The organism is Peribacillus sp. NPDC097264, from assembly GCF_050277925.1.
Lineage (GTDB): Bacteria > Bacillota > Bacilli > Bacillales > DSM-1321 > Peribacillus.
Map to the genome: position 1 here is coordinate 1 of NZ_JBNNSR010000002.1, position 11887 is coordinate 11887.

Annotated in this window: 12 protein-coding genes and 1 pseudogene; 4 read left to right on the plus strand and 9 right to left on the minus strand. The window is 38.6% G+C overall.

Annotated elements, in window-relative coordinates; translation table 11 throughout:
- The first annotated feature begins 210 nt into the window (after window positions 1-210).
- On the plus strand, window positions 211-411 hold the full coding sequence (locus ACQKL0_RS02725; RefSeq protein ID WP_402872572.1) for a cold-shock protein: 201 nt from the start codon (window positions 211-213) through the stop codon (window positions 409-411).
- Between the two features lie 140 nt (window positions 412-551).
- Here ACQKL0_RS02725 and ACQKL0_RS02730 read toward each other — a convergent pair whose 3' ends face one another.
- Entirely contained in the window at window positions 552-824 is a 273-nt protein-coding gene (locus ACQKL0_RS02730; protein ID WP_402872569.1) for an HU family DNA-binding protein, read from the minus strand.
- A gap of 233 nt (window positions 825-1057) precedes the next feature.
- Here ACQKL0_RS02730 and ACQKL0_RS02735 point away from each other — a divergent pair, with 233 nt between their 5' ends.
- Complete coding sequence (locus ACQKL0_RS02735) at window positions 1058-1219, plus strand: Spo0E family sporulation regulatory protein-aspartic acid phosphatase (protein WP_402989809.1); 162 nt, start codon at window positions 1058-1060, stop codon at window positions 1217-1219.
- A 126-nt stretch (window positions 1220-1345) separates the two neighbouring features.
- On the opposite strand, the gene ACQKL0_RS02740 is transcribed toward ACQKL0_RS02735, so the two are convergent.
- From ACQKL0_RS02740 to ACQKL0_RS02770, 7 genes are all read right to left on the minus strand, one after another.
- The gene (locus ACQKL0_RS02740; protein WP_427686064.1) at window positions 1346-1477 is read right to left on the minus strand and encodes a hypothetical protein; all 132 of its coding nucleotides are present in this window, start codon (window positions 1475-1477) and stop codon (window positions 1346-1348) included.
- 513 nt (window positions 1478-1990) lie between these two features.
- Entirely contained in the window at window positions 1991-2659 is a 669-nt protein-coding gene (locus tag ACQKL0_RS02745; protein ID WP_427686065.1) for an SOS response-associated peptidase, read from the minus strand.
- A 23-nt stretch (window positions 2660-2682) separates the two neighbouring features.
- On the minus strand, window positions 2683-2838 hold the full coding sequence (locus ACQKL0_RS02750) for a hypothetical protein (RefSeq protein ID WP_427591864.1): 156 nt from the start codon (window positions 2836-2838) through the stop codon (window positions 2683-2685).
- 221 nt (window positions 2839-3059) lie between these two features.
- Complete coding sequence (gene ggt / locus ACQKL0_RS02755) at window positions 3060-5132, minus strand: gamma-glutamyltransferase (protein WP_427686067.1); 2073 nt, start codon at window positions 5130-5132, stop codon at window positions 3060-3062.
- Between the two features lie 264 nt (window positions 5133-5396).
- A complete protein-coding gene (locus ACQKL0_RS02760; protein ID WP_427686069.1) occupies window positions 5397-7385 on the minus strand; it encodes a TRAP transporter permease in 1989 nt (662 codons plus the stop codon).
- Window positions 7378-7899, minus strand: a complete 522-nt coding sequence (locus ACQKL0_RS02765) for a DUF1850 domain-containing protein (RefSeq protein WP_427686071.1) — start codon at window positions 7897-7899, stop codon at window positions 7378-7380. The genes ACQKL0_RS02760 and ACQKL0_RS02765 overlap by 8 nt, the downstream gene beginning before the upstream one ends.
- A 61-nt stretch (window positions 7900-7960) precedes the next feature.
- Entirely contained in the window at window positions 7961-8932 is a 972-nt protein-coding gene (locus ACQKL0_RS02770) for a TAXI family TRAP transporter solute-binding subunit (protein ID WP_427686073.1), read from the minus strand.
- A gap of 315 nt (window positions 8933-9247) precedes the next feature.
- On the opposite strand from ACQKL0_RS02770, the gene ACQKL0_RS02775 reads away from it, so the two are divergent.
- Window positions 9248-10153 (plus strand): LysR family transcriptional regulator, encoded by a 906-nt coding sequence (locus tag ACQKL0_RS02775; RefSeq protein ID WP_427651649.1) that lies wholly within the window; start codon window positions 9248-9250, stop codon window positions 10151-10153.
- Window positions 10154-10296: 143 nt separating this feature from the next.
- On the plus strand, window positions 10297-11319 hold the full coding sequence (locus ACQKL0_RS02780; protein WP_427686075.1) for a hypothetical protein: 1023 nt from the start codon (window positions 10297-10299) through the stop codon (window positions 11317-11319).
- A 307-nt stretch (window positions 11320-11626) separates the two neighbouring features.
- Here the strand turns inward: ACQKL0_RS02780 and ACQKL0_RS02785 are convergent.
- Window positions 11627-11875, minus strand: a pseudogene (locus ACQKL0_RS02785) (thiamine pyrophosphate-dependent enzyme); the annotation flags it as partial.
- Window positions 11876-11887: the final 12 nt, after the last annotated feature.

Consider the following 11887-nt stretch of genomic DNA (forward strand, 5'->3'; position numbering starts at 1 on the left):
AGACCCAAGCTCTTAATCTTGAGCAAAATTCCAAGAAAATATCAAAAGGGATTCGGAATGAAACCATTCCGAACCCCTTTTGTCTACAAACTGAAATTCACTGCCATTAATGGCAGTGAATTTTATTTTTTAAGTTTAAATGCTTTTAAAATGGATATTATAATGATGTAAGATAATAATGCAGGTTTTACCATGCTAGGAGGTACTTAAATGGAACGTGGAAAAGTAAAATGGTTTAATAGTGACAAAGGATTTGGATTTATCGAGCGTGAAAATGGAGACGACGTATTCGTTCATTTCTCAGCTATTCAAGGGGAAGGGTATAAATCTCTTGAAGAAGGCCAGGAAGTTGAATTTGAAGTAGAATCAGGTCAACGTGGGCCTCAAGCAACAAACGTAAACAAACTTTAATTAAACTAATAAACAGGCCCTGAAAATCAGGGCCTGTTTTTATGCTCTAAATCAATAAAATCCACTTATGTAGCAATTAAAAAACAAAAAAATCTCTGGAGACTAACTAACTCCAGAGATTTGAAAATAAAGGGAACCCCTTATTTTACGGCTTCTTTTAATTCTTTACCCGCTTTGAATGCAGGAACTTTGCTAGCTGCAATTTGTATTTCTTCACCTGTTTGCGGATTTCTACCAGTACGTGCTGCACGATCGCGTACTTCAAATGTACCAAATCCAACTAATTGAATTTTTTCTTCTTTAGCTAGCGTAGTCGTGATTGTCTCAAACAATGCATCCACTACTTTTTTAGCGTCGTCTTTTGTTAATTCTGCTTGTGCTGCTACAGTTGTGACTAATTCTGTTTTATTCATATTAAAACACCTCATCCTTTTAATTCTATAAAGTATGTAGAAAACACACCATACCATATTAACTAAAGGTCTGTCACTTAATATGGCCGAAAAAAGGAAATTTAATCCTTATCTTATGCATTTTGATGGTAGAAATCAATTTGAAGCAAAATACCGGCAAGTCATCCTAATTTATGTAATAATAGATACATGACAAAAAAGTATAAGAACTTGAGGGATTTTCATTGGAAAGTATGGAACTACTACATACAAAAATAGAAATTTTGAGGAAGGAATTAATCTATACAGCTTTTAACCATGGATTCACCGCTCCAAAAACTTTACATATAAGCCAAGAACTTGATAAGCTGCATAACTTACTTTTACATAACCTTTACATAACCAAGAACCAATAAGCTATCAGTAAAATAAAACGTTTTATATCTATGTATAGGCAACAGGGCTCTTTCCATTACAAAATTACATACTCTAGACTCTCTTCTGCTAGAGTATGTAACCATCTATATTTCCAGGTGTCATCTTTAATTTTCGATTTGCAGCCATTGATAGATTGTATCCATATCAATATCTTCTTCCAAAAGGGCAGCCAAGAGGTCATACGCTTCCTCTCGTCGCTCTGAATCACTTTGCACATTATCCTTTACTTCATCCAACCCTTTTTCCCGACGAATTTGATTGAATAAAGACCTAGTAAACAGACGATTATGAAAGATGCCATGAAGATAGGTGCACTGGAAATAGCCCCGTCTCCTCTTCCATCCTCTAACAAAAGTAAAGGAGTTACACTTGAAGATTCTAATGAGGTTCTCCCTAAGTGTATTTTAAAGGCTTGTCCCATATACAACTCATTTCAATATGTGTGTGGTATCTAAATAATAGTGAACATCCTTGATTTGAATTTTACTACATAGGCAAAAACAAAACCCTAACTGCAAGAGTTAAGGTTGAATTAACTAGATATGAATGATGAATGTAGTAATGATCTACACTCCCATTTATCTTATTGAAACAGAAAACACTACCGGTTTAAACCGGATTGTCACATAGATAATTTTTTTCTGTCAACTATTTCATATAACAACTTTTCAGAAATTCAATAGGCTAGAATTGTTATGGACCGATTTCTATCAAAATATGCCGTATATTGTTTTACATAATAAAAGTTCTCAACAAATCCGTTCTATTAGGTTGGAAGAATTGTTTTTAGGAGAATTCACATCCGATGATACCTCAAACGCTTCCATTTGTTCGGCGTCAAAAGACTTTAGGAATTGTTGGAGATAGTTCGTATCCTGAATGGTCGGGTCCAGCCAAACCTTCTCATCTTCAGGATTAAGAATGACAGGCATACGATCATGAATGCTTGTCATCAATTCATTTGACGTCGTGGTGATAACTGAACAAGAATAAACCGTACCTTTCGGTGATTTCCATGATTCCCATAGACCTGCCATTCCAAATGGATCATTATTCTTAAGTTTAATCCGCATTGGTATTTTACGTTCAGGATCCTTCTTCCACTCATAAAAGGAGTCGGCAAGAATCAAGCACCGTTTCTTTTTATAAGCATTCTTGAAACTTACTTTCTCGGCAATTGTCTCGGCCCTGGCATTTATCATCTTGTAGCCAATTTTTTCATCTTTAGCCCAGGACGGAATCAATCCCCATCGGAGATACCCTAACCGGTTCTTAGTACCATCATTAATGACAGATAGAACGGAATGCGTCGGAGCTACATTATAGCTAGCCTGGTACTCTTCATTAAAAGCAGCTTGTATATCAAAGCGATCAATGATTTCTTCAATGCCCGTAAAAAGGGTAAACCGTCCACACATACTATCACCTACTGTATTATTTGTTAACGCTCTAGAATCTTAATATCTGTAAATGGTTGATTGAACAATTCACTGTTAATCAATAGTGTACCCAGAACTTCCCTTTCATCTTCAGCTTTAATAACATCCGTAAGAATTACCATACTACCATTCTTCACTGTCACTTTATATTCATTCATAATAAGTCTCCCTTCAATTGGTTGTTACCCGTATTATATACATTATCCACCAAAGGTAAAAACAAAACGAATTAGTGATCGTCCCCCTTGTTTCATTGCTCCTTGTTCCTTTTCAAATTGGACAAATATGATCATGTTTCCCGGACCCATTCCTTATCATTGGGCATAAAAAAGCCCCCCATAAAAGCATGGCTGGCTTTAATGGAGGGTTTTTAATCAACTTAGTTTGTGATGGACCCATCATCGTCTATATCCTCGTAATCAGTTGGATCCTTTTCCAATAATACTACTTTATCTTCTTCGTTCCACTCCACTTTAAATCCTGTTACTTTTCCGACCCTTAAAACGGGTAGGAATGATTTTTGATCTGGTTTATAGGTCTTTAAATCTTTTGTGCCTATTACGCCTAAACCAAGTAGCAATTTATCCGATTGAATATAAGGCTTACCATCTATTATCTTCATTTGTTTAGCTGTATACGGAAAAGGTACACCATTTACTTTTAATGTGAACGGACCTGGCTTCTCTTCTTTAATTTCTGGAGCTTTTTTCGACTTATAGTATCCCTTATCTACTCCAAGAACTGTTCCTTCTCTCGTATTATCCGCCCCACCATACATTTTTCCCGTTTCATAATCGAATACGACGGCCTGCACATTTCCAATATGTTGAGGTTTTTCTTCATAGACATGACCTTTTGCCATTAGCTCCAATTTTGTATTTTGTTCAATTCCCGGCTCCCATCGAACAGTGGGATAGTTCGCAGAGTATATACGAGGTGATAGGATGGCTTCTTGGATTGGTAGCCCATGATCGATTACATTCATGATGGTCTCAGACACGGATGCAATAATGGTAGCTCCCCCAGGAGAGCCCAAGGCAAGAAAAGGTTTTCCATCTTTTAAGACAAAAGTTGGTGACATACTGCTTCTAGGGCGTTTTCCTGCTTCTACCTGATTAACGCCTCCCGGTGTAGCATCGAAATCTGTCATTTCATTATTTAGCATGAAACCGTATTCCGGTACCATTATGCCAGTACCGAACACTTGTTCAATCGTTGTCGTATATGACACCATATTCCCCCACTTATCCATCACCGAGAAATGGGTGGTTTGACCTTCAGGATGATTCTCCACCACAGTTGGCATGGAAGAAGGTTCTTTTCCTTCATATTCCCATGGATCTCCTTCTTTTACTTCTGCAGTCGATCTATTAGGATTAATTAGTTTTCTTCTTTCCTTTATATATTCCTCATCTAAAAGCCCCTTTTTAGGAACTTCATAAAAATCTTCATCAGCCATGTATGCTGCACGGTCGGCAAATGCCAAATGCATGGCTTCCGTTAAATAATGAAGATATTCAGGGGAATTAATTCCCATCTTCTTCACATCATACCCTTCCATCAATTCTAAAATTTGTTGGACCGTCAAACTACCTGAACTCGGCGAAGCGGCACCAACGACTTCAAATCCCCTATAATTCGATCGAATCGGTTCCCTTTCTTTCGCCTCATACCTTTTCAAATCATCCGTGGTCATGACGCCTTCTCGTTTTTTAACTTCCTTGACAAGCGCTTCACCGATTTCCCCTGAATAAAGTGCATCCGGCCCTTGTTTCTTAATAATTTTGAATGTCTTGGCAAGATCCGGTTGGATGAGCTTATCCCCTTCTTTTAATGGTTCTCCCCCGGGAATGAACACTTTGGCAGCTGCAGGATTATTTAGAAGCTTCGCTTTATTTTCATCAATATATTGAGCGGCGGACCAATTTACTTTCACTCCTTTTTCCGCTTGTTTGATCGCAGGATTTATTACTTCTGATAAACTCATCGTACCATAGTTCTCAAGAGCCATTTCCATTCCCTTTAAGGTTCCAGGGACCCCTACCGCCTTTCCTGTAATATGACGTTTACTGAAAGGTATAACTTTTCCGTTTTTATCCAGGAAAAGTTTAGGTGTAACGTTTTTTGGAGCTGTTTCACGGCTATCAATCATCGTAATTTTATCTTCCTCTTTACTATAAATCATGATGAAACTCCCGCCGCCAATTCCCGACATCATCGGTTCCACTACATTTAATGACAGCTGAATGGCTGCTGCTGCATCAACAGCATTTCCGCCTTGCTCTAAAATCTTCCTACCGGCTTCAGCTGCTATGGGATGGGAAACCGAAACGATTCCCTTTTTTGTTCCTTGCTTCATTGATTTATCTACTCCGGGCACACTTGCAATAACGGTAGAGACAACTAAAAAGATACTGAAAACAGCTATAATTAAACTCTTAAAATAGGTCATATAAAGTCCCCTTTCAAAACGGATATTAATCCTGTTCACTTAGAAAAACCTATACCTTTCTTCTGGTTAAGATTCTAAAGTTGGAGACAGTTCCTATGTGTATCATGGAGATAACTCTAGTAGAGTTCAGCCTTATTAAACAACAAAATTATAAACTATATAAATTAAAGACGGTGGCTCCACCTTATATTACACACTCACCTCCTAACTGATAAATGATGTAGTTGGGTAAAAGCCACCGTCTAGTGTCTTTCAGTCCATTACCTAAATATTATGATTATTATCCAAAATGGTCGGCATGTTCCTTTTGTCTTGCTTCTTGAAATATTGGAAAGCAAGCAAGACGGCAAAGGAAGCTAATCCAATGATATCCGTAATGGTTTCAGGATAGATTAATAGCAAGCCGATAATAATGGCTGGGAATCTTTCTAACCAATGCATTCCGCGTATCCAATAACCGATGACCCCGGCCCCGATAGCAATCATTCCAGTCATTGCCGTAAAAACGACCCATACCACTTCCATCCAAGTTGAATCAATCATCAGCATTTGTGGGGATAGTACGAAAATGTAAGGAATAATAAAGGCCGCTATCGCTAATTTAGACGATTGGATCCCTGTCTTTAAGGGATCTCCACCAGAAACCCCGGCTGCTGCGAAAGCGGCTAGTGCCACTGGTGGTGTTATATCCGCAATAATGCCAAAGTAGAAAACGAATAGATGTGCGGATAAATCTGGTACACCCAGTAAAATGATGGCGGGTGCCGCAATGGTAGAGGTAATTACATAGTTAGCAGTTGTCGGTGACCCCATTCCCAATACTAAGGCCGCGACCATTGTAAGCATAAGTGTTGGTATTAAGTAGCCACCAGCCAAATCGATTAATCCATTCGCCAGCTTTAGACCTAGCCCTGTCTTTGTGACAATCCCTACGATAATACCTGCACTAGCCGTTGCAGCCGCTACTGCCAATGCCGTTCGAGCCCCATCTACTAGGGCATGAATGATATCACTAAATTTCATCCGTACATCTTGGTTAATGAACCCTACAATAATCGAGATAAGAATGGAATACAATGCGGCATGTGTAACTGTTATATTCGACATCAGTAGGAGAACGATAGCAACGATTGGTATCAATAAATAAACTTTTCTTATCACTTCTCTCTTGTTCGGCATTTCTTCTTTCGTCAATCCCCTTAATCCAAGCCTTTTTGCTTCAAAATGGGTCATGATCCAAATCCCTGTAAAGTAAAGAATGGCTGGAATGGTGGCTGCTTTTGCTATATCCCAATACGTGATGCCATTCCCAATAAACTCGACCATTAGAAACGCTGCCGCTCCCATTATCGGTGGCATCAATTGTCCACCTGTTGAAGCAGATGCCTCTACTGCCCCAGCAAATTCCTTTTTGTAACCCAGATTTTTCATCATGGGAATCGTAAATGACCCTGAAGTGACAACATTCGCTACCGAGCTGCCGCTGATTGTTCCTTGTAATGCACTTGAAAAAATGGCAACCTTCGCAGGTCCGCCGACTCTTCTACCTGCAATCGCAGTTGAGAGATCATTGAAATATTGGCCAACCCCGGTTCGTATAAGGAAGGCACCAAATAGTAAAAATAGGAAAATAAAGGTGGATGAAATCGCCAGCGGTGTTCCTAAAATTCCCTCTGTAGAGAAAAACATCGTTTGGACCATCCGCTCGAAAGTTAGACCGCGATGCGAAAGGAAACCAGGCATATATTGACCAAATAGACCATATAAAATGAATAGAACCGCTATTGTCGTTATAGGGATTCCTACTGCACGCCTCGTTGCCTCTAACACCAGTAAAATGGCCAGTAAACCAACCGTAAAATCCAACGTACCTAAACGACCGACATTCATGACCAAATCGTCGAAAAACAAGGGCCAATAAGCTCCGACTCCTATACTTAATACTGCTAGAATCATATCGTACCATGCTATTTGAAGCTTGCCTTTTTGGCGTTTCTTCCGATTTGCAGGAAATAATAAAAAGATTAAAGATAGCGCGAAACCTAAATGAATCGTCCGTTGAATTTGTGCTGTAAAAACCCCAAAGATGGCTGTATACAATTGGAATAAAGAAAATGCTAAGAGACCGAAAAAAGCAATATACCCCAATATGCCTTTTAATTTCCTGGTCCCTGCTTCAGGATCGTATTTCGCTAAAAGTTTCTGCTGTTCTTCCTCCGTTAAGTACTGCGCTTTTCCTTTATCATCATCCATTGATATTCACCCCATCCAATTGTTCCCAAAAGGAAATTTTTTTCGTTGAAATTCTGATCCATGTTCCCGGCTTAATAAATCGTGATAATAATACAGTTTGTTTTCTATAGATTAAGCGATGATTGGCTCCAACCTGCCCTATTCTTAAGTCAATATATTCAAATGTTCGATTCATATTTTTGATATGATATACACCGTCTTTTTCTTCAAACACTTCCTCTCCCTCTGCATTAGAAGGCATGCCTACAGCAAAGTCTTCATAAGCCAGCTCGGTTTGCTTAATGGAGTCCCTTGATAGCTGATAGGTTTCAAGAACGTCCGAGAGGTGAATAGAATGTGTATACTCTATTTGAAACGTCTTTTCTCTTTTCAAAGGTAAATAAGCCAACAACTCGCCTTGATCTTGATAGGAAAACGCAAGGACTTGTTTATATGGTATGAAACCAAGTAAAGCACTGAACAGAAAGAGAGGGATAATAAAAAACACGAATCTCTTTAAAAAATTGTTGCTCATCGAAACCTCCAAACTTCAAGAAACAACGAAATCGATAGCGAACTATCGATTATCGTAGCATTTATTTGGCAATTCCCTTTTCTTCGAAATATTTAGCTGCACCAGGATGCAACTCCATTTCCCCTAATCCTTCAAGTGCCGTCTCTGCCGTAATTAATTTTCCTTTTGCATGCGTGATTTTGTCTGTATTGTCATAAATAGCCTTAGTCATTTCGTACACCAAGTCTTTATCCATGTCTTTTCTTACAACCAACATGGCTTTCACGGCAACGGTCTTTACATCTGATTTAATCTTATACGTGCCGCTCGGAATGGTATCTTCCGCATAATATGGATATTTCTTAACCAACTCTTTAATCTTTTCATCCGCAATTGGTAGGACAACAATATCATTTTGAACAGAAAGTGCCTCTACTGCACCAGTTGGAGTACCTGCTGTTATAAATGCTGCATCAATATTCCCAGCTTGTATTCCGTCCGTTGACTCGTCGAAGGAGAGGTTTTGGGCTTTTATATCTTTAGCTGATAACCCATGAAGTGCTAGAATTTGCATGGCATTAATGTATGCACCTGATCCAGGGGCACCGACCGATACTTTCTTTCCTTTTAAATCTTCCACTGATTTAATCCCACTTTTAGCTGTTGTTACAAGCTGTACAGTTTCTGGATATAAAGAGCTAATTGCCTGGATATTATCAATTGGGTTCCCCTTGAACATTTCTTTGGCCTCAACTGCATATGCAGCAATATCCGTTTGCGAGAAAGCTATCTCAGCTTCTCCAGCTCTTAAGGTTTCCATGTTTTCTGCAGAAGCCCCGGAGGTTTGTGGTGTAATATTCGCATTGGTATTATCCGTGATGATATTACCGATCTGACCACCGAGTGGGTAATATGTACCACCAGTCCCACCTGTTAATAGACTTAAATTTTGTCTTTCGTCTCCAGAGGCCCCTTCATTCCCCTTACTGCAAGCAGTAATAAGTAGTAAGGACATGATCATTCCGAATAAAAAAAGGCTTTTACATCCCTTCACAAAAATCCCTCCTTTTTCAATTTCATCATCTTTAAATGCGACGATATTAATAGTATTCTGTGATCAACTCTAATTTCCTTCATTTTACATATGGGAATTTAACCCATATCCTCACAGTCATAAACGCGCGTTTTTTTGACCAACTTTATATTTGACTAAATTTTCAGTTTTTTATATCCTTCTTTAAAGATAATATTGACTCTTGCATTTGAGAAATATATTATTGTTATAAACTTATAACTATTGATTATAAAATACCTTCTTATTGGCTGTATCCAGTTATTCTGATACCACTTAAACAAAAGGAGTGATTTTATCAATTTCCTATCCCTACGTTATTTTATTGAGGTTTCAAACCACCTTAGTTTCAGCAAAGCCTCCAAGATCCTTCATATCTCCCAACCTGGCTTAAGCCAACAAATCTCATCACTTGAAAAACAATTAGGTTTTAAGCTTCTAAATCGCACAACAAGAAAAATCACATTGACTGAAGAAGGGGAATATATCTACAAGAAGCTCGCTCCTTCCTTCGATGACATCGAAAAAACAGTTAGCAATATCGTTGAAAACAAAATTGTCCCCAAACCAAAAATAAAAATTGCCACAATACCATCAGCAGCAAGTATTTATATACCAAACTTATTGAAAAAGATACGTATTGAATTTCCTGAAGTAGAAGTGGATCTTCAAGAGACAACCTCCGCAAGAGCAGTCAAGCTAGTCAAACAGCAAAAATATCAAATTGGTTTTATCCGAACACCCATACATGCCAATATACTGACAAATGAAGGGCTAAATATGATTGAATTCAACAAATCTCCATTGCAATTAGTCGTTTCTTTTGAACACCGGTTAGCTCAAAAAGAATCCATACATTTAACTGAGGCAAAGAATGAACCCTTTATTCATTATCATGCAGTACAAGCCCACTCTCTTCAATTTCTTTTGGAAAAGGCATGTTCGATTGCTGGGTTTTCTCCAAAAAAATTATGTGAAGGATCTGAGCTATTAACGATTGCAAACCTAGTTTCAAATAATTTAGGTGTTGCCCTCATGCCCAAAGATATGATTGATTTGTTAGGAACTAAAAAGGTAAAGGCCTTAAACATCGAAAATATGAATCTGTCTAGCTCAATATCAGCTGTTTGGAAAAGTAGCGAACATACACCTTTCTTGATAAATCAAATCATACATACCCTCCAATCCAACGCTTCGTTGTGAGTTATAAGGATAAAGAACTAAAGTAAGTACAACTTGTCCCTTTTATAATCAAGGTTTATATGTATATAAAAATTTACTATTTTTGTTATGTTCCCTTCAATGTTAGCATTTGGTTATACAACATTTGAAAGGATGATAAATAAATGGTAAGTGGTATTTCGAAATTTTCCGTATTTGGCTTGGGTCCTATCGGCATGGAAATTCTGCGTAGTGCATATCTTACAAATCCTCAATCGATTATTGGTGCTGTAGATATTGATCCCCAAAAGGTTGGAAAGGATATTGGGCTGATCATAAATGAAAATAAAATGAATGTACATGTGGTCTCCAGTATTAATGAAGTAAAAACCAGTGTAGTGCATCCAATTGCCCTTCATGCGACCGGTTCCAATGCAAACCACGTTTGGCCACAAATCAAGGAACTTTTAGATCATGGGTTCTCAGTGGTTTCTACCTGTGAACAGCTTTCTTTCCCGTGGCAGCGCTATCCTGAGCTGGCAAAGGAGATAGATGTATATGCAAAGAGCAAAGGGCTCAGTGTCATCGGGACTGGCATTAATCCAGGTTTCATCATGGATACCATGGCGATCTGTTTTTCAACCGTTGTCACAACGGTAAACAGAGTCCTTGTCAATCGTAAAGTGGATGTTTCGAAACGCCGCCTCCCCTTACAAAGAAAAGTTGGAATCGGTATGACAAAAGGAGAATTTGAGGCACTGGCTGAACAGGATAAGATCGGGCATGTTGGGCTTGAAGAATCTGTTAGATTAATTGCATATGGGCTAGATTGGGAACTTACCAGTATAAATAATACCATTGAGCCAACAATTGCCACCGAAGATATAACCGTTCCACTTACGTCTCTAAAAAAAGGGGCGGTTAGTGGGCTACACCAAGTATCAAGAGCTTTGACCTCTACCGGAAAGGAAATCTGCTTGGACTTGAACATGTCTGTAGGAATTAACCAAGAGGATGAGATTATAATTGAAGGAAACGAAACACAAAGATTAATCATACCAAATGGAGTATTCGGTGATACTGCTACTGCCTCCATGGTTATTAATACAGCTAAACAAATTGATGCGATTCGAAAACCAGGGTTACTTACCATGGCTGACATCGGCCTGCCAAGAAACAGTCAGCAATCTGAATTTGTACCCATATGAGTCTAAACAAACGACATATCCAATTATAAGTAACTGCTATATGAATGTCTCTGCTATTCTTTAAATATTCAAACCTAAAGATAGATTAACCCCCGAATCGAAGACTTTTCTGTCTGTCCATTCGGGGGTTCTGTATGGAAATAAGCCGGCCCTTTCATTTGATCACGGATGAATCTGCGTAAATGAACTTCATGGCCGCGTGTCCTTCTGCATAATGGGCTTGTTCTGCCTAATCGGTCACTGTTTACCATATCCATCCGTTCTTCGTTTATTTGCTTGATTAAGACTCTTCTCCAAAAGTAACAAATAATACAAGTTTTTTCCCTTCCATTTTAGCGGCTGCTAGTACCACTACCAGGCCCCGATAATAGGGAAGCACGCAATCCTTTTTCACGATCCAATGTTAATTAATGCAGCCCCTACTTGTGAGCCTCCTGCCCTTGACATGAAACCACAAATGGATTTTTCCTGAGCGATTCAATAACCACATCCTTTCATCAATACGTCTAGCTAGCAGCAGCACTTCATATATCTCTAAAACTTGTTCATCACTAATCCCTACTTGTAG